Annotated in this window: 22 protein-coding genes and 1 pseudogene; 11 read left to right on the forward strand and 12 right to left on the reverse strand. The window is 43.3% G+C overall.

The window, feature by feature from the left end; translation table 11 throughout:
• Nucleotides 1–40 precede the first annotated feature (40 nt).
• Nucleotides 41–208 (reverse strand): hypothetical protein, encoded by a 168-nt coding sequence (locus EXT47_RS23840; RefSeq protein WP_165383812.1) that lies wholly within the window; start codon nt 206–208, stop codon nt 41–43.
• Nucleotides 209–452: 244 nt separating this feature from the next.
• Nucleotides 453–926, reverse strand: a complete 474-nt coding sequence (locus tag EXT47_RS12385; RefSeq protein ID WP_130126714.1) for a VOC family protein — start codon at nt 924–926, stop codon at nt 453–455.
• A 177-nt stretch (nt 927–1,103) separates the two neighbouring features.
• Here EXT47_RS12385 and EXT47_RS12390 point away from each other — a divergent pair, with 177 nt between their 5' ends.
• The gene (locus tag EXT47_RS12390; protein WP_130126715.1) at nt 1,104–3,656 is read left to right on the forward strand and encodes an Ig-like domain-containing protein; all 2,553 of its coding nucleotides are present in this window, start codon (nt 1,104–1,106) and stop codon (nt 3,654–3,656) included.
• 117 nt (nt 3,657–3,773) lie between these two features.
• On the opposite strand, the gene EXT47_RS12395 is transcribed toward EXT47_RS12390, so the two are convergent.
• Nucleotides 3,774–3,977: a hypothetical protein gene (locus tag EXT47_RS12395; RefSeq protein WP_039492149.1), complete on the reverse strand. Its 204-nt coding sequence runs from the start codon at nt 3,975–3,977 to the stop codon at nt 3,774–3,776.
• A 314-nt stretch (nt 3,978–4,291) separates the two neighbouring features.
• On the opposite strand from EXT47_RS12395, the gene EXT47_RS12400 reads away from it, so the two are divergent.
• Nucleotides 4,292–5,647, forward strand: a complete 1,356-nt coding sequence (locus EXT47_RS12400; RefSeq protein ID WP_130126716.1) for an MFS transporter — start codon at nt 4,292–4,294, stop codon at nt 5,645–5,647.
• Here the strand turns inward: EXT47_RS12400 and EXT47_RS12405 are convergent.
• A complete protein-coding gene (locus tag EXT47_RS12405) occupies nt 5,628–6,533 on the reverse strand; it encodes a LysR family transcriptional regulator (RefSeq protein WP_130126717.1) in 906 nt (301 codons plus the stop codon). The two genes, EXT47_RS12400 and EXT47_RS12405, sit on opposite strands and share 20 nt — an antisense overlap.
• 91 nt (nt 6,534–6,624) lie before the next feature.
• Between EXT47_RS12405 and EXT47_RS12410 the strand changes: the two genes are divergently transcribed.
• Nucleotides 6,625–7,395 carry an NAD(P)H-dependent oxidoreductase gene (locus tag EXT47_RS12410; protein ID WP_130126718.1) on the forward strand — a complete coding sequence of 257 codons (771 nt, stop codon included), beginning with the start codon at nt 6,625–6,627 and terminating at the stop codon, nt 7,393–7,395.
• 37 nt (nt 7,396–7,432) lie between these two features.
• A complete protein-coding gene (locus tag EXT47_RS12415) occupies nt 7,433–8,392 on the forward strand; it encodes a hypothetical protein (protein ID WP_130126719.1) in 960 nt (319 codons plus the stop codon).
• Nucleotides 8,393–8,399: 7 nt separating this feature from the next.
• On the opposite strand, the gene EXT47_RS12420 is transcribed toward EXT47_RS12415, so the two are convergent.
• On the reverse strand, nt 8,400–9,506 hold the full coding sequence (locus EXT47_RS12420; RefSeq protein ID WP_240701614.1) for an AraC family transcriptional regulator: 1,107 nt from the start codon (nt 9,504–9,506) through the stop codon (nt 8,400–8,402).
• Nucleotides 9,507–9,682: 176 nt separating this feature from the next.
• On the opposite strand from EXT47_RS12420, the gene EXT47_RS12425 reads away from it, so the two are divergent.
• The 5 genes from EXT47_RS12425 to EXT47_RS12445 all read left to right on the forward strand — a co-directional run bounded on the left by EXT47_RS12425 (nt 9,683) and on the right by EXT47_RS12445 (nt 15,618).
• On the forward strand, nt 9,683–10,525 hold the full coding sequence (locus EXT47_RS12425; RefSeq protein ID WP_039492143.1) for a DUF2306 domain-containing protein: 843 nt from the start codon (nt 9,683–9,685) through the stop codon (nt 10,523–10,525).
• Between the two features lie 30 nt (nt 10,526–10,555).
• The gene (locus EXT47_RS12430) at nt 10,556–11,125 is read left to right on the forward strand and encodes a hypothetical protein (protein WP_039492141.1); all 570 of its coding nucleotides are present in this window, start codon (nt 10,556–10,558) and stop codon (nt 11,123–11,125) included.
• Between the two features lie 121 nt (nt 11,126–11,246).
• Nucleotides 11,247–12,422, forward strand: coding sequence for an alpha/beta hydrolase-fold protein (locus EXT47_RS12435; protein ID WP_039492139.1), 1,176 nt, complete (start codon nt 11,247–11,249; stop codon nt 12,420–12,422).
• Between the two features lie 486 nt (nt 12,423–12,908).
• Entirely contained in the window at nt 12,909–13,649 is a 741-nt protein-coding gene (locus EXT47_RS12440; protein ID WP_130126720.1) for a VWA domain-containing protein, read from the forward strand.
• A 193-nt stretch (nt 13,650–13,842) separates the two neighbouring features.
• Complete coding sequence (locus EXT47_RS12445; protein WP_130126721.1) at nt 13,843–15,618, forward strand: sulfatase-like hydrolase/transferase; 1,776 nt, start codon at nt 13,843–13,845, stop codon at nt 15,616–15,618.
• Between the two features lie 50 nt (nt 15,619–15,668).
• Here EXT47_RS12445 and EXT47_RS12450 read toward each other — a convergent pair whose 3' ends face one another.
• The 6 genes from EXT47_RS12450 to EXT47_RS12475 form a co-directional block, all read right to left on the reverse strand.
• A complete protein-coding gene (locus EXT47_RS12450) occupies nt 15,669–16,571 on the reverse strand; it encodes a DUF808 domain-containing protein (protein WP_039492132.1) in 903 nt (300 codons plus the stop codon).
• Between the two features lie 125 nt (nt 16,572–16,696).
• On the reverse strand, nt 16,697–18,670 hold the full coding sequence (locus tag EXT47_RS12455) for a DUF2207 domain-containing protein (protein ID WP_130126722.1): 1,974 nt from the start codon (nt 18,668–18,670) through the stop codon (nt 16,697–16,699).
• A 205-nt stretch (nt 18,671–18,875) separates the two neighbouring features.
• The gene (locus tag EXT47_RS12460) at nt 18,876–19,811 is read right to left on the reverse strand and encodes an endonuclease/exonuclease/phosphatase family protein (protein WP_130126723.1); all 936 of its coding nucleotides are present in this window, start codon (nt 19,809–19,811) and stop codon (nt 18,876–18,878) included.
• A gap of 12 nt (nt 19,812–19,823) precedes the next feature.
• On the reverse strand, nt 19,824–20,462 hold the full coding sequence (locus tag EXT47_RS12465) for a DUF1826 domain-containing protein (RefSeq protein WP_039492124.1): 639 nt from the start codon (nt 20,460–20,462) through the stop codon (nt 19,824–19,826).
• Between the two features lie 23 nt (nt 20,463–20,485).
• Nucleotides 20,486–20,863 (reverse strand): MerC domain-containing protein, encoded by a 378-nt coding sequence (locus EXT47_RS12470; protein WP_039492122.1) that lies wholly within the window; start codon nt 20,861–20,863, stop codon nt 20,486–20,488.
• Nucleotides 20,864–21,175: 312 nt separating this feature from the next.
• On the reverse strand, nt 21,176–21,361 hold the full coding sequence (locus EXT47_RS12475; RefSeq protein ID WP_039492121.1) for a hypothetical protein: 186 nt from the start codon (nt 21,359–21,361) through the stop codon (nt 21,176–21,178).
• A gap of 235 nt (nt 21,362–21,596) precedes the next feature.
• Between EXT47_RS12475 and EXT47_RS12480 the strand changes: the two are divergent.
• Nucleotides 21,597–21,750 (forward strand): annotated as a pseudogene (locus EXT47_RS12480) (IS110 family transposase); the annotation flags it as partial.
• A 43-nt stretch (nt 21,751–21,793) separates the two neighbouring features.
• On the opposite strand, the gene EXT47_RS12485 reads toward EXT47_RS12480, so the two are convergent.
• On the reverse strand, nt 21,794–22,315 hold the full coding sequence (locus EXT47_RS12485; protein WP_130126724.1) for a cysteine hydrolase family protein: 522 nt from the start codon (nt 22,313–22,315) through the stop codon (nt 21,794–21,796).
• A gap of 295 nt (nt 22,316–22,610) precedes the next feature.
• Between EXT47_RS12485 and EXT47_RS12490 the strand changes: the two genes are divergently transcribed.
• On the forward strand, nt 22,611–23,582 hold the full coding sequence (locus EXT47_RS12490) for a transposase (protein WP_130126725.1): 972 nt from the start codon (nt 22,611–22,613) through the stop codon (nt 23,580–23,582).
• Nucleotides 23,583–23,896 lie beyond the last annotated feature (314 nt).

A 23,896-nucleotide genomic window follows, 5' to 3' on the forward strand; every position in this document is an offset into this window, starting at 1 on the left:
GATTCTCCACATCACCACACTCACCTAAAACGCGGTCAAATTAGCACCGACAGTGCCCATAATCCGTACCGGTTAACGTTTCGGTTAAACGGCAAGGAATTCTAGTATTTGGCTCAGCACCGCCTGCTACTTGAGGCGTTTGCTGTAAAGGTAGGCTTTGGTTTTTATCTAGTTGCTTCAGCGCTGATTTTTTTAATTTTAATTTCATTATCATTTCCTTGAAATAGTCGTTTAATGATAAAAATTTATCACTAATTCTTAAGCTGCCATGAAAAAATAAAAAATTCAACATTATTAACAATAAAATTAACTTTAAAATTCACCTCACCACTAAGACAACCCTTAATCATATGTTAAATAATGCCTTTTAACCAAAAACTCCAAAAAGCACACCATTAAAAACAAACAAAAAATTAATAAATCTGCAATCTAATAAGATAAACTTACCTCAACTAGGCATCTTGTTGTTTATCCATAAAATCAGCCATACGCGCGAGCAACTCGGTTTCTGTGAGATCTTCTTTATGCGTGCCAATCGTCCAGATATGACCAAATGGGTCTCGTAGCGTTCCAGCCCTATCACCATAAAACTGATCACAAACGGGCGTGACTTGCTGTGCCCCCAATTCAATTGCCCCCGTAAACACAGTGTCCACATCGTCAACATACAACATCAAGCTAACGGGCGTGCCACCAAGCTCATTGGGATCTTTAAAGTGCATATCAGGGCACATATCTGAAAGCATCACATAAGAATTTCCAACCAGCAGCTCCGCATGTGCTATTCCGCCATCTGGCATAGGTAACTGAAGCTTTACACTAGCGCCAAAAGCAGCTCGGTAAAACTCAATAGCTTTTGCTGCACCAGCCACAATAAGGTAAGGCGTGAGTGAATGATAACCGGAAGGAATTGAAGAAGTCGCCATTATATGGATCCTATAAAGTCCGTTAAATTCCCTCTAAACCTAGTCGATTATTTGAAATATGCGAATTAAAATTGCGATGAGATTTACTCATAACTCGAGTGTTGATTAACGAATTATTTACCTATATGCTAATTTGGTTTTGTTCATAAAACACACAACAACATGTAAGGGATCAGTATGAAACCAACTTCTATATTACGATTGGCTTGGACGAGCGGTGCTCTCATCCTCGCGGGCCAAGCAAACGCCTACGACTGTAGTAATTTAACCCTGTGGTCTGAACAACAAGTCTACAGACAAGGGGATATTACACAGTCCCAAAACCAAGCATATGAAGCTAAGTGGTACAGTCAAAACGACAATCCAGCTGGCCACTCCGGTCCTTATGATGTCTGGCGGTCACTTGGAGCTTGTGCAACGGGGTCTGGTCAAGCGCCGAGTGTCGTACTCACCAGCCCAAATAATGGCGCTGTGCTGGGCGAAAATGACAGCGCTGTTTTTTCCGCTAATGCCAATGATGTCGATGGTGATCTGGCTTATGTCGAATTCTTAGTAAATGGGCAAGTCATCGCAACGGACACTACCGCACCATTTCAAACCACTTGGAACGCAGTACTTGGCGAATACAACATCAGTGCAATTGCCACCGATGCCCAAGGGCTAACCGGAAGTTCGCAATCAGCACAGATCACAGTAAAACCGGGCGGAGAAAATTTACCACCGAACGTATCCATTGTAGCGCCAGCCAGCGGTCAGCAGTTCTATCAAGGCGATATGGTAGGGATCAGCATCACAGCTGAAGATAGCGACGGTACTATTGCGAGAGTGGAAATTAGCGTGAACAATCAGCTTGTCGCGAACCTAACAACCTCTCCTTTTGAGTTCCAATTCCAAGCGGAGCAAGTTGGCGTAAACCAACTAAATGTAAAAGCGATGGACAATCAAGGCTTGGTAAGTGAGGCAAACCTTGCCATCGATGTGCTAACAAAAGTGGGAGGTGGCTGCCTAGGCCTTAGAGCATATAGCGCTGGACAAAATTACCAGGCTGGTGAACTCGTCGCTCATAATAATCATAAATATCGCTGTGATATTGCAGGTTGGTGTAGCTCAAACGCGCAGTGGGCATATGAGCCGGGTGCAGGCCAGTATTGGAGCGATGCATGGAGCGATTTAGGGATCTGTGCAATCGCGCCAACCGTAACGTTCGAAAGCCCGTCCAATAATGGTACTGTTTTGATCAATGCGCCCACCACTATCTCTGTCAGTGCTCAAGATACAGACGGCAGTATTGCTACACTGTCACTCTATGCCGGCAACACACTCCTTGCCACAGCCAATCAAGGAACGCTTAGTCACAGCTGGACACCGACAGCCCTCAATACGGTGAGTTTAAAAGCCATTGCCGTGGATAACGAAAGTAATCAAAGCGAGCAAACAATTACAGTGAATGTGACAGATAAACCGATTGCCGTTGATTTACTCGCCCCCACTAGCGGCAGCCAAATTACCTTGGGTAATTCCACTCAATTGATTGCACAAGCATCCTCTTTTGTTGGACAAATCTCTCAAGTACAGTTTTATGCTGATGGCGTGTTACTCAATACAGACACAACGCCCCCCTACGAATATAGTTATGCACCGGCCTCAATCGGCACAAAAACACTTTATGCCACGGCCACCAACGACAATAATGATCAGGTGTCCAGTAGCGGCGTGACTGTTCAAGTCATCGACAAACCCATCGGTAAAAGGCACAAACTGATTGGCTATTGGCATAACTTTGTCAATCCAGCTGGTTGCCCTATTCCACTTGATCAGATGTCTACTGCTTGGGATATCATCGATATTGCCTTTGCTGAAAATGATAGAAATTCGAATGGTACAGTGCACTTCACACCATTTGAAAAAGACATTCGCTCTAACTGCCCGCCTATCGACCCAGTAAAATTCAAATCCGACATGCAGGCACTACAAGCGCAAGGTAAAGTTTTTGTGCTAAGTCTTGGTGGTGCAGAAGGCACAATTACCCTTAATACGGATGCCGATGAAGCGGCATTTGTCACTAGCCTCACCGATATTATTCAACAATGGGGATTTGACGGGCTCGATATCGACTTAGAGAGTGGCTCGAACCTTGTGCATGGTTCTCAGATCCAAGCTCGGCTGCCAAGAGCATTAAAGCAAATTGAACAAAATATTGGTGGCAATATGGTACTTACCATGGCCCCTGAGCATCCCTATGTGCATGGTGGCATGATTGCCTATTCAGGTATTTGGGGCGCTTATATTCCACTTATAAATGAGCTACGCGATACATTAGATTTACTTCACGTACAGCTATACAACAATGGCGGCCTGCCTAATCCATATGAACCGGGAAGTGCTCCAGAGGGCTCAGTGAACATGATGGTTGCCCATGCAAAAATGTTGATTGAGGGATTTGATCTTGCTGATGGCACCCGCTTTGCGCCACTTAGGGATGACCAAGTAGCCATCGGTCTACCTTCTGGTCCACAGTCGGCAAATTCAGGCCAAGCGCCTATCGGTAATATCATCAATGCCTTAGATTGTTTAACCAAAGGTACAGGATGTGGCACTATCCAACCTAGCAAGACTTATCCGAACTTTGGTGGCGTGATGACATGGTCGATTAACTGGGACAAGTACGATGGCTATAACTTCTCTCAACCCATTGGCGATAAATTAATGCAGATGAATCAAGGAAATTAAAACTACATTGGCCTGAGCTTGGTATGTACGTCAAACGTTATGCTGAGCTCAGGTTGATTAATCAATAAAATACAAAAAATAAAGGCAGGTACAGCCCAGCTCCTGCTTACTTGATTGCTAACAATTTTCAGTCGTGTAGTTGTCACATCTAGCGCTTGTACAAAGTGCCGTGGTGATTAGATCACACTCTCTAGTCGTGGTTTCACAACCAATCGTGCCAGGCCTCGTTGTATAACCACCTGCCACATTAGGCGTCGCAGCATAATCAAGTGTTTGGCTGTTTTTAGATAAAGACTTTAATTTTTTAACCGTTAATTTCATTGGTAATCCTTTTTTGTTTTATTGATAAATTCAGGAACTAGCTCGTAATAATTTAGTCCTGAACTTAAGTTGTATCACCTGAATAAAAAGCACTCAACCCAATTAAAGCAACAATTCAATCATTCGCGTGTTATCACTGTATTTTTGCCAGAACCACACTGAATAACCCTATAACTTAGGCTATGTAGCAATCAGCCAACGACACAAGCAAACAAGGCAGATAAACAGCCAACAGCTTTTTGCTTGGAAATAAACTATTTCTCCCCTACTATTAGAGCGTTACACACAAATTCATAATGAATCCCAAGGTCGATATGAAATCTTTTCCATCGCTTTATTTAACAAATCTATTCTTAGTCGGTGGGACAGGCCTGCTGACCACTTACTTAGCGCTTTATTTAGGCCAACACGGCGTCAGCACGTTTTGGATTGGCTTGCTTACCTCGTTTTATTACTTGGGTTTGTTGCTCGGTGCTAAATTAGGCTACCACCTGATCAAGTCAGTTGGACATATTCGCGCGTTTGCGGCAAGCACAGCTGCAGTGACGGCCTGCGTAGCGATACATGGGGTGAGTGACAATATCTATCTTTGGCTTGGACTACGACTAGTGGTGGGTCTTGGCATGATGTGTAACTTTATGGTGCTCGAAAGCTGGCTGAATGAACAAGCGGCACCTGAGCAGCGCGGACGGGTATTTTCTTTTTACATGCTCACCTCCTACCTCGGTATGGTAACTGGGCAGTTTGCGCTTTCTAATTTTCCTGAGCTTGGCTATGCGCCGCTGTTTTTAATTGTTGTTGCCTTATCCTTTGGAATTATCCCCATTTCAACGACGAGGCGGATCCACCCCAAGCCACTTAAGCCTATTCAAGTCAGTCTGTTTACCTACTTCAAAAAAGTGCCTCAATCTCTTACGGCGGTTTGTTTTGCTGGTGTAATTAATGGCAGCTTTTATGGCCTTGCCCCGACTTTTGCAAGCCAGTCAGGATTTAATGCCGAAGAAATTGCTATGTATATGTCGGTAACGATTTTTGCAGGTTTGCTTGCACAGTGGCCAATGGGCATTATCTCCGACCGAGTTCGCAGAAGTATCTTACTGCGCAGTAACGCTGTTTTTATCGGTTTGATTTCTCTTTGTATATTTTTGCTTCCGCTGAGCCCAAGCTACAGTCTTTGGCTGACTTTTGGCTTTGGGTTATTTGCATTTACCATGTATCCACTTTCTTCAGCACTAGCAAACTCCCGTGTTGATGATGAAGACCGTGTTGGCGTTTCTTCTGCGCTGCTGGTGGCGTTTGGGGGAGGTGCCTGTGTTGGCTCGGCCGCTATTGCACAGATCATGTCCCATTTTGGTCATCAAGCCCTATACGCTTCGTTAAGCGCACTAACCGTTGTTATGTTCTTACTCCTCCACTTTATCAACGCTAGACAAAAAGCCGAGCAGCCAGAGCCTAGCGACTATGTGGCTGCGACTTCTGATATTACCAGCTCACCGCTCGCTGCCACCATGGACCCGCGTATCGAGGAAAAAACAGCACATGAACAGCTACTTGTCGTTGACGAAGACGAAGACGCGCCTCGCGATAACGACGATGAACCCGACGACAATGAGCAAAATAGTGAGCCAACCGAGGAGCTGGACGAAACGACTAACAAACCTCAGCCATAGTCCGGCTAATAAATGCTCGTAACCAACGGAGTGCAGGATATTGATGCTGCACTTCGTGCCACACCATAGCGACGTCAAAAGCACAGTCAGGTATCGGATTTTCAACGAGGGTAAAATCTGCTCCAAGTTTTGACGCCTGACGAGCCGGAATAAGTGCAACCAACTCAGTATTTCTCACCAGTTCCGGCACCAATAAAAATGAGGGAACTGACGTCATCACCTGCCTCGATACACCATATTGCTGCAAGATTGAATCAACGAATGTTGAGGTGCTATTTCCTTCAAAAGACACCACAATATGCTCAAGCTTCACATAATCTGCGATTGTCATTTCTGACGTTAGCTGTGGATGGTGTTTTCTGCCAATCAAGACATACTTCTCTTGATATAAGGTTTTAAATCTTAACGAATCAGGCCCACATTCCGGCGACATTAATGCCAAATCGAGTTCTGAGTGTTGTAGCTGGGCTGCAAGCGTTGCTATTTTTAAGTGACAAAGCACCACCTTGATATTGGGCGCAGCAATTTTTAAACGCCGTATCACCTCTGTCATCACCACTAACTGTAAATAGTCGGTACATGCCACTTTAAAGGTTAAATTGGCCGTTTCTGGGATAAAGTCTTGATGCTCTACTAACACGTTACTTACTAGCTTCATCGCAGCGCGAAGCTCCGGCAGCAAAGCAAGCGCTTTGGCAGTTGGTAGCATGCCTTTATGAATAGGGACTAATAACTGATCATCAAATAGTCCACGCAGCCGACTTAGCTGAGTGCTTACTGCTGGCTGGCTGAGGTTCAGCCTATCTGCTGCTTTGGTCACATTGCACTCTTCTAGTAACACCACCAAAGTCTGAAGCAGGTTTAAGTCCACCTTTTTACTATCCATTTAATTTATACCTAGGGAAAAAATATTCAATTTTATTTATAGCAAGATTACAGAGATAGTAACAACTTCTTTTCGTTACAGAGCACTTATCATGACCAAATCCGCACTAGTGATATCGGCACATCCAGAGCCGACTTCCTTAACCCAGACACTCGCCAAAACAAGTGTCGAAGCCTTAACGCGTATGGGCTTGCAAGTTCAAACTTCAGATCTATACCAAATGGACTGGAAGGCTGTGGTTGACGCAACCGACTTCCCGCAAGATGACTCACAAGCACCACTTGCGATTATTGCAGCGTCTGGCAAGGCATATCACTCAAACACCCTAACCGAAGACGTTATTCAAGAGCAGCAAAAATTGCTGGCTGCCGATTTGGTTATTTTTCATTTTCCGCTTTGGTGGTACAGCGTGCCTGCCATACTTAAAGGCTGGTTCGATAGAGTCTATGCCTATGGCTTTGCTTACGGCTATCAAAACAAAGGGAATCAATTGCGCTACGGCGAGGGAGTTTTACAGGGAAAACGAGCGTTAATTTGTGTAACCACAGGTGGTGGATACGAGGATTACTCTCCTTTAGGGATAAACGGCACAATGGACGAATTACTATTTCCGATCACGCACGGGACTTTGTTTTTCCCAGGTATGGACGTTCTACAAAACCATGTTATTTTCGACGCAAAAGGCGAGCCTAATCAACGTATAACTGATGAAATTGCCAATTGGTCAGAGCGCTTAACACACGTATTTAGTGAACAGCCAATCCCCTACCGAAAGCAAAATAGTGGCGATTACATCAACGGCCAAGTACTAAAAGCCGAAGTCGCTATGGGAAAATCGGGTATTGCTGCACATATTGCTTAATCAAGGTGTTATCAGCTATGTTTATAGGATGTAGCTGATGATTGATGAGTATTGTGATTTGCAAAACACTTGGATTGCCTTTGGTGGCGTTATGGTGCTCACGGCTTGTACCATAGCCAATAGCTGTGAGCTTGCTGTACTTGATGGTAGTGTCGTGCTCAGTTCCTCAAAGATACAGCCTAAATGTCGTTTTAAACAAGATCAAACCGGCCTGTTGTCTGCTGCGGCTAAGTTCACCTCAGCGCTAACCCATCAAACGCCAAATTCTAAAATAAAGCGGTTATCACAGGAGCAAGTTCAGCAATCATGCAACATCGACGCTACACAAGGCAGTTTGACTTGTACATTTAATGGTAAAAGCGACCACTTCACGCTGACTAACACCGTTAAACAGGGGAAAATAGCATCAACAAACTGGCAAGATGATGAATATGTTTACCTTGGCTGGGTGACCAATACTGAGGTATTAATGGGCTATATTGCGTTTGGCGCCCTTTACAAGCATACCGCACCCTTTTTCATTCCCGCCTCCCAGTTTTGCCAATATGGTCTAAGCCCGCATATTATCGACCTTGGTAAGGGCAACTTATTGTGCCAAAACCACGAGGGGCTTTGGTCTCATAGCCGTTTACTGCCCCTACCACAGCCCTGCCAACAACCACAACAAATGATCCAAGATAAAGGTGGGATTTGGGCGCTGGAATTTATCGAAAGTAGCTATCAATGGCGGATCTGCAGATACAACGATAACGCAGGTAGCCTGTTAGCTGCATACGAATACAGCATAGACTTAAAAGCAACGCTGGCTCGGTATGACTTACAGCCCAGTGATTACACCCAACTTACTTTTTTATCCAATGGCGATACTAACGCTATCGCGAATGCGGTGGAAATTGATAACGTCTTTCCGGTCAGTGATATTACGCCAGAGCTTGACCCACAGACGATAGAGCTACCTATTCAGCAGCTACAATACAAACTGACTAAGCTAGATTAATCGCCACTTACTCTTGTGCTTCACGTAGCACTTGCGTTTGGCTATTTTGCTTTCTAAATTGGTTTGGTGTGGTTCCCGTAGCGATTTTAAATGCTCTAGTAAATGGTCCAACCGACGCAAAACCACTTTCCAGGCCAACGACAAGTACTGGCCAATGCTGTTTAGCGGGGTCTTGTAACAGCACTTTGGCATGCTCAACCCTCAACTCATTGACCAATTGGCTGAAATTTCGCGCTTGCAGGTTTTGTCGTATCACTCGGCTTATTTTGTATTCAGGTTCATTAAATTGCTGAGCCAAGTCAGCAACTTTTAACCCTTCTTTGAGGAAGCCTTTTTGCTTGATAAGAAAGTGTTCCACCTGTTGCTGGAGCGCAATATCATCCTCGGTTTGTGTTGGCTCATTTGATTCAACGCACCTAACGGATGTAATTGTATGTTGAGATGAAAATCGCCAATACAGTAACACTTGCGCCGTCAATATAATGAGGATAGCTGCGCTTGTCACTACCCATTCTTGAACCTCACGATTATCGGCAAAGCGATTTTCGATTAGTTTAGTGCCTGCGACGCAAATAAAATAAGCAGACAAGAATAACACCCTTTGTGCTTTTTCTTGCCCTTGAGACTGTGAGAACCCTCGGCACCCTTCCCAAAATGCCAGCATGAGTACACTAGATGACAACAACAAGGTAAGCTCATACGCCGCAATGTTAAGCCACTCAACAAATCCGCGAGCGTTCATGTGTAATTGACTATCGATAAACAAATAACCTTGTCGCCATATGACCAAGGCAGCAATGGCGATTGCAAACACAACATGCCTTTTTAAAATGGCATGTTTTTCTCTAAATAGTGCCCTAGCAAGCAACCAAAACCCATTACAGGTCACACAAGCGCCCATGCCAATTAAATACTGATATCCATTTAAGGAGTCCTGAGTCAGCTTTTTGGTCGTGGCCAATGCTATCGAGCCGCACACTAAAGCAAAGAGTAAATGTGCTGCTTTTTTCTCTTTTACAAAAAGCTGAGCAACAACCAAAGTGCAACATAGGCTAAGCAAAAGTAGGTAATAGTTTTCAATAGTCATGGTGATTGAAGGAATATTGGTAGACACAGAAACTCTAACAGCCACACCAAAAGCATTCAAATTAACTTTGTAAGTAAACTTAACACCAGCATTTTTAAAATTCGGCCTACTTTCTTTGCTTTGATTTTCAAAATCAAAGCGACGAGATAGCAAAACCTTGTCATTTTATATATCAAGTTCATTGATTTATAAGGATAAGTATTTTGTCTTCCCTCAATTTAACCAAAACAACTGGGCTTTTCTTTAGTCCCTTTAGCGTATTGAATGGTGCCGTAAAGAGCTGGATATGTGTCGCACTGCTCGGGCAATGGATGTTTGCTGTTTATATCTTAGGCCTATATGCCATCCCGCTTATCGTGGGACTCACAGAGCAAAGTGCAGCGGTTTCACCGGCGAGTGGACACACAAAAGATGCCAAGGTGTTTTTTAGCCATGTTTTACCCGCTGTGATTTTGGCCACCAGCGGTTTATTACAGCTTATTCCTGCGGTGCGAAAACGCTTTCCACGCTTTCCACGCTTTCACCGCTACAACGGACGCGTATTTTTTATTCTCGGTATTTCGGGCGCGCTCACTGGGTTATATCTCACTTGGGTAACCGGTCTTAGGCTAAGCGATGTTGGTGCCATTGGGATAACACTCAACGGTATATTAATTCCCATTGCGATATTTTTTGCTTGGCGCGCTGCCATACAAAAAAATATCGCCGCACATCAACGTTATGCCGTACATAGTTTTTTCTTGGTTAATGGGGTGTGGACGTTTCGTCTTTATTTGTTTGGTTGGTACATGGTCAACCAAGGCTTCAATGGCAATACCGCAACCTTAGATGGCCCTGTCGATATATTTATTTCGTTTGCCTGCTATCTGCTACCAATGGCACTCGCAGAACTCTACTTTTGGGCAAAACGCCAAACCAAAGCCAGCGCACCGGTGTGGATAATCGCGGTGATGATGAGCTTAGGTTTTGTGATCACCGCGATTGGCGTTTGCGCGGCCGCTATCATGATGTGGTGGCCACGCATTTCAGCCGTCTTTTTTAGTTAAATTACAGTTTAATCAGCTAGGAGTAGAAACATGCTTTCAGTCACAGCGAACAAAATCAACAAAGGCCTAATTACATCGGCAATCTTACTCGTGATATTAACGCTGATGTGGCAACATTTAAACGGCGGCATAGTCAGTCACCACTTACTTCACAGAGCAGATTTTCCGGCAGTATCTAACGCATGGGGCATTATCATAATTCCCGTATTAGCTTGGCTTACTGCACTGCGGCTCCATGAAGCAAGTGGCACAGAGGGCATTAAAAAAACAGCACCCGTGGTTATTCCTACTGAGTTTTTGGTCGCATTCTTTGTGATGTTACTCTTTAGCTTGTTGCAATCAGCCCTTTGGGAGTTCGGTTATCAAAACCTCACCATGTATACAGCCCTAGGACTTTTGATAGCTGGACTATTTTATCCAATCTACCGCGCTGAATGTATATTGGGACACGTGGTCGGTGCTAGTTTTACCTTTGGTTATGTTATTCCTCTAATTGGCATTTTAGTGATGGCAATCGTTTCAGTGTTTTCTCTTTTTTGCTTAAAACCTATCTTTTCTAAACTACTTAATAAGGCACAAACACCAATAAGAATGGAGTGATAGTGACCTTAGAAGGCTCAAGACAAAACAAATAATTCCTAAGCGCTTCTATATAACTCGTTCCTTGTCGTTTTGACTCGTGTTAAATTAGCGATGATTTTTAAGCAAGGAACGAGCGGTTATGCAAACTAGGTTAGTTACTCACATTGTTATCGTGGCTATTTTTACATTACTGTCAATTGGTAGCGCTGTTGCTAATAAATCAGTAAATTCGAACTCGACACAGCAGCTTTCATCCGCTTATTTTTCGCAAAAAAGAACGGTTCATATCGTCCTGCCACCCAGCTATGAACAAGGCAATACAAGCTATCCAGTGTTATATCTGACTGATGGTCAGAGCAATCTTGAACATACCGCTTCAGCGGCTCGCTTCTTGGCACAACAACATAAAATACCTGAACTTATCATTGTTGCCATCGAAACCAACGAACACCGCACTCGAGATCTGACTCCACCTTATCGCAAAGGCAGCCTTGCGGTACTGGGACATTTTGCAGGTCCAACACGGCAGCAAAATCCAGGCGGTGCAGAAATGCTACTGCAATTTATCGACAAAGAACTCATCCCTTACGTAGACAAGCATTATCGAACATCAGGCTATCGCGCGTTAGCAGGACACTCATTCGGTGGGCTGTTTGCAACCTATGCGCTACTTGAAAAACCCGATTTATTTAATGGTGTGATGTTGGCAAGTCCAAGCCTTTGGTGGGATAAAGAGCGATTATTAAATGACTTACTGGCAAAAGCGTTAATCAACAAGTGTATCTACATCAGCATGGCAGACGAAAACGCAATCATAACGCAGCCTTTTCAACGTCTTAATGATGCTTGGCGAAAGCCAAATGGAATTGACTTCAAAGCACAGCATTTTGGTGGCGAAACCCATATGAGTGTCGTCTACCCGAGCTATTATCATGGTCTGCAGCACCTCTTTAACCATTATCAGCCATCCTTGAAGGTAGCGGCCGCCGGTGTCACTCAGCTGGAAAATCATGTCGCCATCGCTAAGTCACTATATGGACTTAAGGCTTACCCCTACAGCGCGCTGACTTCGCTCGGGAATGCCGCCCTATTCGAACGTAACTTCACTGCGGCCATCAACCTATTTAGCTTTGTGAGCCAGCACAACTCAGAATCCCTCAATGCACTGCAGCAATTGGCCACGGCTTATCAGCAAAAAGGAGATAAGCCATCACTATTAAAGACCTACCAAGCCATGCTTAAGTTTGAAGGGCTAAGTGAAAGCGAACAAAAACATTTGCTCTCTGAAATCAACGCATTGCAACACTTACATTAACTGATTTTTTCTAAAGTGATGATATTCACTCAACGCAAGTGGCACGGAAACCTAAGAGAGAAAGTAGATATCGCTTCATAAAACTTCCTGTCATTGTTTTTATTATTTCATACTTTTGAATACTGTTTACTTCATCCTACTGTATATTTTTTAGAAACTAAATCGCAATCGCTATTGTATCAGGCAGCTAAACATAACATCATGAAAATACTAAAATTTACGTCAAACCTAAATGCAAGATTATGTTTTAAAAAATGAATTATCACTGTAATGTGGTGTAATGGATAAAATTAGAATCTACCCTACCCTTACGTTGCGCAACAAATTTGCAACCAATTAAGTTCATTTTTTTTACTTGCGCAAATCATGTATCTGCATCAGCAGTACAGCCAGATACTTCTTACACCATTTGAACAATATCTTGTCGCAGCCGTAAGGTTTCCCGATTAGATAATGCAAATGGTATCTTTTGACATGGAGTTCACGATGATGAAAATCTTAGTATCTGCCGTTGTATTGGCAACCACAATGTCGAGTTTCAATTCGCTCGCTGCGCCTGAATCTTATGGCGTGCTTTTTTTAGATCGCAGTAGTTCAATGAACACGTTGCGCCCAGATGGACAAAGCCGATGTTCATTCTCAAAGCAACAGGCAGTGCAAAAAGTATCAAAGTTCTTTTTAGATGCCACAATTAATGGCCAACAGCTAAATGTGAAAACGTTTGCTAGTGGCGGTCAAATTCAATCCCTAACTAACGGGTTTGTCGGTTTCAATGCGGCAATGATGGCACTCTATCAACTAGATCCAGAAGGGTGCTCGGGGCTAACTGCACTTGCACAAGCTATGTGTGATGGCGCTGATGAGTTAAGAGCAAATTACTCAACGGAAGCCGCTAATGGCGCACTGCTAAGAGTGTATGGTTCTACTGATGGCGGCGAAAATGACAGTCCAGTCTCTAGCTGTGGCGGCTCAAATTGGCAAACGAGCGTAACCTCTAAATACCTGTTTGAGCTACCACCAGTACAATTCAATGCCACAATCTATACAGGCACAGTGCAAAATATTCTGGCTAATAAAGATAAGATGTATGTACTAGATGTTTCATCTGCATCTCAGTCGGTATCTAGTACCCCTACATTTCAGTTTCTTAAACAGCTGAGTATTGACACTGGCGGTACTTACGAGGAGATCAGCGACTCAGATGGCGGCGACCCAGGCGACTGGTAACTCACCAAATACAAAAATATATAAAGGCCGATAAGGCCTTTTTTCTATTCGTCGTTGATAAAATACAGAATGTTGTTTTTACACATTATTTAAAATAAAAAAACAATTAAATTACACAAAGCGCAAATACCTAAGGATCTTCAACTACACTCTTCGTGGGCATTTGCCCTGTGCAAGTTAAAAGGAGATTGTAATGAAGATTAATGGCAAACAACCGAATTTTCTAATCATTACCACCGATGAAGAGCGTTTCCCTCCGCCTTACGAAAATTCACAAGCAAAAGAGTATCGACTCAAACACAGTGCGTACATGGCAGAAATGCGCCGCTGTGGTATGGAATTTATGAATCATAATGCAGCAGCGACGGCATGCGCACCAAGTAGAACATCCATTTACACGGGACAATATCCATCACTACACGGTGTGAGCCAAACACCTGGAATTGGCAAGTCGTCATTTGATCAAAACATGTTCTGGCTGGCTCCCAATACCGTGCCAACCATGGGCTCTTGGTTTCGCGAAGCAGGTTATCAAACCTATTATCGTGGTAAGTGGCACCTCTCCGATGAGGATATTATCGTGCCGGGGAGTCAGCAAGCGCTGTATAGTAACTCTGCAACCGGAGAGCCTTACCCAGCAAAACAAGCTCTCTATGAGCGCGCAGAGCGTCTAGATAAGTTTGGTTTTAGTCAATGGATAGGTCCTGAACCTCATGGCGCAGCAGAGAACAATTCAGGTACATCTCGAGATCCGGGATTTGCCAATCAAGTTTGTGAAACCCTTAAACAACTTGAAGAAAAGGCACAAAACGGCGACCAAACACCATTTTTACTGGTTTCTTCATTCGTAAACCCTCATGACATTGTATTAATGGGACAAAAAGATTGGTTTTCCAACTTTTATGCCGAAAAAGAAGCCGGTAACCTTCCAAATGTTGCGCCAGCCCCAAGCCAAACTGAAAGCTTAATGGACAAGCCTAGATGCCAAAAAGACTATCAGCTTATGTACCCGCATATGTATCTACCGCAGCCACCAGATGAAACCTATCGGCAGTTTTATTACTACTTAATCGCAGAAGTGAATAAGCATATAGAACAGGTAGTTAACGCATTAAAGCAGTCATCTTTTTATGAAAATACTATTGTCGTTTTTACCTCAGATCATGGTGAGCTATTGGGTGCTCACGGCGGTCTACATCAAAAATGGTACACCGCGTATCAAGAAGTATTAAACGTGCCGTTTATTATTTCTAATCCTGTGCTTTTCAATCAACCTAAGCAGCTTGATATCACCACATCGCACATCGACTTACTGCCTACCCTGCTTGGTCTAGCGGATATAGATATTGAGCAAACTCGTACTCAGCTTGCTAAAGATCACAGTGAGGCACAGCCACTCGTTGGTAGAAACCTAGCCAACGTTATTTTAGGTGAAGCGTTGCCCAAAGAAGAAGCCATTTACTTTATGACCGATGACAACATCGAAGTTGGCAGTGATATGACGAATATGCTTACCGGTAAAGCTTACAATAGTATTATCCAACCGAACCATATTGAAGCCGTAATAACGCAACTACCGGATATCAGCGGTGACACGAAATGGAAGTTTGTGCGTTATTTTGATAACGCTAGATTCTATGAGCAAGACCCGAACCAAGTTAATCTTGGTGGTAACGATGAGCCTACCACGCAAGCGTCTGTGAGTAATGTCGTTGGCGTCGGCAACCTAGACGGAATAACAACCACTCAGTTCATTCCCAGTGAATACGAGTGTTATAACTTGAGTGAAGATCCGACGGAAGAGAACAACCTGTTAAGCCCGTTTTGCGAAACGCCATTGGATGCGCGGATTTTAAAAGCGCTACAATTCACGCTACGAGAGCAGCGTAAAGCCAAACGTTTATTACCACAAAACCTCAATGAAGCACCGCAAAAGCCAGTCAACCAGCAAGTGCCGATTAGAAGGTAATCGAAAAGCTCTGCAAGTAGCCCTGAAATCTACGGGCTACTTGCGATTATTTATGCTTTTTTAAACACTGCCAGCAACTGACTCAGCACCGCCGCAATAATGACACCAATCACCGCCCCCAATCCAAGCTTGGCGATAATACTCAAAAACCAGCTCATTGCAGGGATCAGCTTTTCAATAGCGTGAACAATTTCTTCGAGTAAGTGGAACTGGTGAGCCAAAATATCAACGCCAACTAAAAGCATTGCCAGCACACCAGCGACTGACAAAAACTTCATCAGACCGTTAGCAAAATAAAGCAGCCCCTTACCCACCCCACGTTTTATCGCCGCAAGTGTAGTCTTACCTACGTCCTTAATCATGGCTAAACCAATATCATCAAGCTTAACAATCAGGGCCACAATTCCGTAAACCCCGATTGTCAGCGCAAGCCCAATTAACGAAAGGACTATTGCTTGCTTTTCAAAAGGCTGATCAGCAATCGCCCCCAGCGCAATAATGATAATTTCCGCCGACAGAACAAAGTCGGTAACGATAGCGCCCTTGATTTTGTCTTTTTCAAACTCGACTAAGTCAACACGCTCATCCTCAAGCGCTTTGACAAACTCATCGGTTTCTTGCTGTTGCTCCTGACGGTGAAAAATAGCGTGGAGAATTTTTTCGCCGCCCTCAAACAGCAAGTACAGCGCCCCTAAAATTAGCATAATGGGGATCATAAACGGCGCAAAGTAACTGCAAGCCAAAGCAACAGGCACTAAAATAAACTTGTTCAGCAAGGAGCCTTTAAACACTTTCCATACGACTGCAAGTTCCCGATCTGGTTTGATCCCGCCCGATAGTTGCTCTGCGTTGACGGCAAGATCGTCTCCTAACACCGGAGCGGTTTTCGTTGCGGCTAATTTTGTTAACGCAGCGACATCATCGAGCAAGGCAAGTAAGTTTGCGGATGGCATAGCACACTCCTTTCGTTTAAGTTATTCATCAGGTGCGGTTGTCAAATAACTGTTTATGTAACGCGCATATAGTGCTTGCAAAAATGCCAACGCTCAACAAAAACAAAGTTGAAAAATCAATCGCCCTAAGTGTATGGCAGTCTATCATACAGCGAACATGATATTGCAGGCATGACCGCTTCAAGACAACTTAAATGTTGTTTTAATTCTCTCGGCTCGGTAATTTTTTTATACCGGATCCAAGGGATCAAAGGCGTAGTGTCGTCCTGCTTTGCAGCTAGATAAGCCTCATACCCTTTTATCCATTCATTCAACAAACCAAATGCATATGCATAAGGTAACAATGCTTCGTACTCCGCTTTTTCGACTCCTTCAGCGAAGCAGTGCTGACTCTTAAGTTTAATGTATTGATAAAATTGCTGAGACTGCAATACCCAAGCTTTAAATTGCTTGGAAGGCCCGATAAATGAAAAGAAAGCCGCAATAAAACCTAGGTAAAAGAAGTGAAAAACCACACTGGTACCATTCACCAGCTCATCATCACCATCAACACACATCCATAATAAGAATAAATAGGTAGGAATATAAATTAACGCTCGTACAAGCCACATTTCTCGGCTCTTTTTATCTTCGCTGCGATGTTCTATGAACATCTCTACAATAAGCACCGCAATTAATAATATAGAAGTGCACAATAAAACGACAATTAAACTACCCGCAAACACTTGCCATCCATTGCCAGCACCAACTCCAATCACAACAAATGAAGCACTTAACCAAAGTAAAATAGGCGCTATAAAAGCAAGAAAGTTTACATTATGCTGAGCTTTCCCCACTTCGGCATTATTCACATAATGACATATTATTTCTGTGAAAGACGTTCTCCCCTCGTTTCCTTTGTTAATAACAAAGCGGTTTTTTATCACTCGTTTTCGCTTGCGTTTTCCACTCGGGTTTTGCACGTCTTGCTGTTGATAAAAGTAACGTTGCAGTTTACCGCTTAACCCAACCGCCTCTGGCTGGCTCGGCGCTTCAGGATTTAACTGAATTTGATGCAGCTTTTTTGGGTCAACATTACTAAATTCATCGTTGTTTTTACCCCGTTCGCTAATCGTTAACTGTTTCGCCACTGCAAGCTTTAACACCTCAGCTAACGCGTCTTTTGCTGTTAGCATGCGTTCGATATTTGCAGCAACCAGTTCTCTTACCAAGCAAATCGGTAAGTCTGGTGGTTGAGCTGAACAAGGAAGCGCATCGGCAAGTTTTGGCAATGCATGGAGGCGCTTACGCGTTTGCCACACAGCCAATGCAAATAGCATTAAAAACGGCAAAGCAATAAATAACACTCTAAACGGATACCATACTTTGCGGTAAAGATAGTTATCCTTAAACACACCTTTTTCAAACGCGAGGGCGATTTCTCCCTGTGCTTTATCTGCTATCTCAGATTGACTCTCGAATAGGAGCTGATTACGTCCATCAACCATCCCATCATGTATCACAAACGCATCATTGTTTAGATGATCGACAAACAATTGGTGCTCCTTGAGCGTTGCAGTTTGAGGATAGAGAATCGAGACGGTAAGCTTGTTTATTTTCAGATTTACATTCGGAAAGAGTGAATAAGTCAATTCGTCCAATGCCGGATAAAACCGCATACGGTTTTTTGATTGATATCGCACTTCAAATTGCTGAGCCTGCCCTTGCTTTGGGAGCTGCTCTTTGCTTATTACGAGCGTTACTGCACTTCTATCGTAGTTATACTTCAGTGCATAACGCACTTCTTGCTCGTCGATTTTTACTGAGTCAATGCTGATATCGCTCAGATAGTGTGTACCATCTGGATACCTCACATCCAGCTCAATTGTTTGCGCGAGCCCCTGCCAATCGAAGTTTCCCCCTTGCAATATGCCTTGCTGAGTAACTTGCAGTGCACCCGTTTTATTAATATCGAGATTAACTTGTAGCTGAGAGAAGTGAGGATCCGCTACCGACGCATCTTTAAATCTCAAATAAGCCAGAGAAGGCGCGCTCACAACCAATAAAATGATTGCCAGCAATAAACCATAAAGCGTGGTAAACCAAAAGCGTTTAGTCATTGTTCAAATCCTTTGAATGCGCAGCGCTAAGTCTATGTAACTCAGCTCAATTTGCGCAGCAGACTAAAGCAAATAAGGTCTAATTTCAACACTAAAGTTACCGTTAAAGACGCCGCTTTTGGCGACTAGACCTTGATAATATTTGCACATCACCGGTTGACTTTTTGGCTATATGCGCTCCCTTTTGGTGCAACGAACAACCGCCTTAACGCATGCTAATTAACACTGAAATAGCACAGTGATCGCTGAGCATTTTCTCCTCAGACATATCCGCAAAGAAATGTACGCTGGGGTCGAATTTTACCGTGTTTGCAAGTTTGTTGCTTAGTAATATATGGTCAATCGGCACAGGATAGCGTGGGTGACAACCTGTCAGTGTTTCAGTTGCGTTTACCAAAGGTGCAGAGGCGCTATTTTGGTGCTTGGTTAGCTGCTGCCAAAATTGATTGTCACCATGGCTTAAACGATGATTGAAGTCGCCCAACACAATGGTGTTGCTATTTGCGTGTTTCTCCAACCAAGACTTAAGTACTGGTAACTGCTCTGCCAGCAGTCGACAAGCCTTTTTATCCGAAGTTGAATAGTTATCAACAAAACAGCCGCTTTTAAGATGGACATTAAGCACTGAAAGCTCACCAAACTGAGTATTTAAGGTCACAACTAGACCATGTCTTAGCCCTTCAACATCCACGCTAAGTTCGCTCACGTTATCCACTTTGCTTGGGACCAGATTATTTCTAATCGCAAACGCGGTTTTCTGCTGTGTAGATAGATTGCCACTTCCTCTACAGTCGTACGTCGCGCTATTAGCTCGACTTGAAATCAGTAATTGCCATTCACTACTTGGAAAGACCTGCTCTAATGCCTTAACCGATGCAACTTCCTGTAGCGCAATAACGTCTGCATTAAGCCCTTTTGCATAATCGCGCAGCGCGCTTATCTCCTGCTCATCACGAGGCCTACATCCTGCACTCGATGGATATGCTAAATGCTCCATGTTCCAAGTCGCGATTTTAAGCGGAGCGACGTTTGCTTGGCCGCTTACCGCGGAGGAACCGATATTTAAAGGCTCCGACTGGCATCCCAATAGCGAGAGGCTAAAAATAGTGCTAAATACAAATGCAGTTAATTTTGTTGTCATAATGAATCCAATCTAGGCGATAAAATCTAACGTCAGTAGTAATCGCTTTTCCCCTGTTACTACTGCTGGTGAGCGATGCACTAAGCCACGGCCTTCATTTCCGTCCCAACGCTCACCTTTTAATAATGCCACATCCCCACAGGCAAGCTGTATTGCGTCAGCTTCAGGAGAAATAGTCAGTTTGTTGCCATCTCTTGATACATGCTGGTTTCTAAGCCACTCACTGCCCGCGCCTGCGAGTGTAGTCACCAGTCGTACTGGTACTTTATCAACATGAAATTTCGGGCACATTGCAGTCTCGAGCATTTTTAACCGTAAACCAACGACGCGAAGTTCAAATAAGCAGCTAAACATATCTACTATTTCAATAATATGCGCCACCATCGCATCACTAAAATTCAAACGCTTTAACGACTCACTGACTTCGCAAGTGATATTGCTAGTCGCAATTTGTAGCGCTAACTCTAGCTCTTTTGCTGTTTCTAAGTAGCGGCCAAACTCTGCTTTCAAAGCAGATGATACTGCATGTTGCCAAATCACAATATTGGTGTTGGGCTCATAAATTTTGGTTAACACGGTGGCATGTTCTGACTGCTGATGATGCACTGAGTCCACGTCAAGCAACGGCTCTATAGGCATAAGGCTATTCATAGTAACTCCAAATAGGGTTTTATTTAGTGAAAATTGCGACGCAGCGCATAGTTTCGAAGATGAGCGTAGGAGATGAGCATAGAGCCAAGCACTGTGAACAAGGTTTCTCCGCGTTGTTCACCTAAAAGAGTTGCTAGCACCAAGAGTGTGCAGCCCATTAACCCCAAGCCCACGACAAGACCTGACTTATGCCGCACATAGCCAAATCCAAGGGCCAATACGCTAATGGGTAGCACGGCTATGAGTAACCATTCGTGAAAAGCTTCATCAGAGAGCGCGAGTAACCCCGCAAAGGGAGGAAGTACAATTAATAAAAAAGGTAATATTAAACAATGGACTAAGCACAACATAGATAACCCAATTGCTGCTTTGTCTCCAAACGAATGTACTTTTGCGTTCACGCTTTCTCCTTCGTCATGCCTGCATTAATTTGATACAATATAACATAACCACAAAAAAAGAGTAAAACGTTAAAAGCCATACGACAAAAAGAGTGTTCGATACAAAGCCCAACATAAAAAAGTGGCGTGTATTTAAAGCACCTAGAGAGTCAATCTCTGCTTGTCGTGATTTTTACGGTGTTGTAGCAAATAAACGCAAAGGTACTTTGGAAGGTGTTTGATCAAATAGGAATGTAATGAATTACAATTCACAGGTTTGAGATCCAGAAAAAACCTATGAATTGATGAGTAATCGCTGGCTACGGAAAAAGGTTACGCGTTACACCCCATCGTTTCGCACTCCGGATACGCAGATGGACAATGCGTTGTTCCACAAAAATAAAAGTCTGTATAACCTCGATTATAACCACCAGCAATTTGCGCTGTGGCATTTTTAACAATTTGGCTGTTGTCTTTATTGAGTACTTTCATATTCCTTTTCTTAAGGCTCAGTTTCATTTTATTTCCTTAATGATCATTGTTTAAAGTTTCCAAATCGGAAACTAACTAATGGCTATACTGACAGCAGAGAAACAAGTAATCAACATGCAAAACATTTATTAAACACCTTGTTGAATGACCTCTAAACCTAAACTAGCATCGCCTTATTCGGTATTGCATCCGTCAACCATGGTAACTTCGGCTTCAAAGCGTGAGCAAAATACATGTTGGTCTTGATCTGAGTGGGGCTACGCTGTATGTAGCGATGATGTCAAACCCTGTTTTTAAAAAATCAATCTCAGCAGTTAGTGGCTGCCGAAAAACCGAAAAAAGTAGCTATCATTGCCAGTATTAGAAAGATGGTTGTGATATTAAACTCGATGCTACAAGATGGTGTAATATGGTAAGCGCCAACAGCTTAAAAATAGCTAGTGACGCTGTAATCTCTTGCTAGCCCGAAATCAACGCTGCAGTAGAACTCAGAGCAATATTGGGATGCTTAGACAGAGTAAAATTATGGTGTGAAATAATCGAAGGTGCATCCAAATGAGGCTTACCGTGTGTTGTATGAGCATCCTCTATCAAAGTAACTTTATAGCCTTTATTGGCTGCACTAAATGCGGTTCTATCTATACAAAACTCTGTTGAATAGCCACATATAAGCACATGCTCAACTCCATTTTCATTTAGATACCCTCTTAAGTCTGTATCTTGGAACGAGTCTGGAGTTCTTTTGCGAACCTTATAGCTAGAATCATTAATTGTTAAATCTGAAAACAGTTGCCAAGCATCACTTTCTGGCTCTAGCACCCCCGGGATTTCATGTTGTATAAATACAATTTCAATTTCAGATGAGCTAGCGTAACCCAATAATTGTTTAATATTGCTTATTACATTTTCAGATAAATATGGAGGATTGGTGGAACCAAAAACTCCATTTTGAACATCTACGACTAAAAGTGCCGATTTCATATTACTTCCTCCTAGGGTTCGCCTTTGTTACAAAGACAAAATTTGCTTGGCTATAATCATTGAAAAATGTACGCACGCCAAGTGTTTTGTGCCTGCTCTTTTAGCACTTTGTTAAGTTACTAATACTTTGGGCAATATACGCCAGCTTCACTAGCCCACTTTTTTATTTCAGCTATTAGCTTAAATCGCTAAATCGCTGATGCGCTAAATCGCTGACACCCACCACTAATTTGCACCTTCCTAAGATACCGCCTACGCTTTAATTCTGCACTCAAAGGATTGAGGAAAACAAACTATGGCTACAGCCCGTAAAAAGCAAATCAGTTTAACCGACACCAAATACTACCATTGTATCTCCCGTTGCGTAAGGCGCGCGTTTCTGTGCGGTGAAGATAGATTTACCGGAAAATCATACGAACACCGCCGGGATTGGGTTGAAGAAAAGCTCCTGATGTTGGGTTCCGTGTTTTGTATTGATATTTGTGCTTATGCCGTGATGAGTAATCACACTCATATTGTTTTATATGTTGATGATACAAAGGCTAAGCGCCTGTCGGATAAAGCGATTTTGATACGGTGGCACAAGTTGTTTAAAGGTAATTGGATAAGCCAAAAGTTTATTGAAGATGAGCCACTGAATGATTCGGAGCAATTGATACTCGATGAGCTGGTTGATAAGTACAGAGAAAGACTCGCAGATATTAGCTGGTTTATGCGAGTGCTTAACGAAGACATCGCCCGGCGAGCAAATAAAGAAGATAATTGTACAGGCCGGTTTTGGGAAGGACGATTCAAATCCCAAGCATTACTGGACGAGGCGGCGTTGGTCGCTTGTCTCGCTTACGTAGACTTAAACCCCATTAGAGCCAAAATCGCCGCAACGCCTGAAACCTCAGACTACACCAGCATCAAAAAGCGCATCGACCATGCAAAGCTGGGAAAACAACCAAAAAGTCTATTACGCTTTGCTGGCAGCCCACGAAAACATATGCCAAAAGGACTACCTTTTGAACTCAAATCCTATATTGAATTAGTTGAACTCACAGGCCAATGTATCCGCGCCGACAAACAAGGCTATATCTTTGAGTCTCAACCCATTCTTACTCGATTAAATATAGAGCCTGAGAACTGGATAAAACTCACTACGCAGTTTTCTCGGGTATTTCACGGTGCCGTTGGTCGAGAGAGAACAATAACCGCTTACTGCGAAACACTACAAAAACGACGACGTACGAACCTAACAAACTGTGAGCGCTTGTTGGCTTAGCCAGACACACACTATCAACTCTAGAATTTCTTACTGTTGTATTTACAGCGTGTTGTCGTGCGCGATAACACGGTTTTGGTGTAGAGATATGCTTAGGCGACAAGAATTGGCCTATCGAAAAACGTATTTGTACCCAGTGATTGAAGTATTTTTATACTTTTTAACCTGTATTTTCCAGCGTTGGTGCAAATAGTAGTGGATGTCATCTATTCGATCCTTCATCTATTCGATCCTTTCATCTATTCGATCATCTATTCGATCTATCATGTGGCAAGCGCCAAAAGCCCCTTGTATGAGCACTTTTGACTACCAAT

The organism is Pseudoalteromonas sp. CO342X (assembly GCF_004208915.1).
GTDB lineage: Bacteria > Pseudomonadota > Gammaproteobacteria > Enterobacterales > Alteromonadaceae > Pseudoalteromonas > Pseudoalteromonas maricaloris.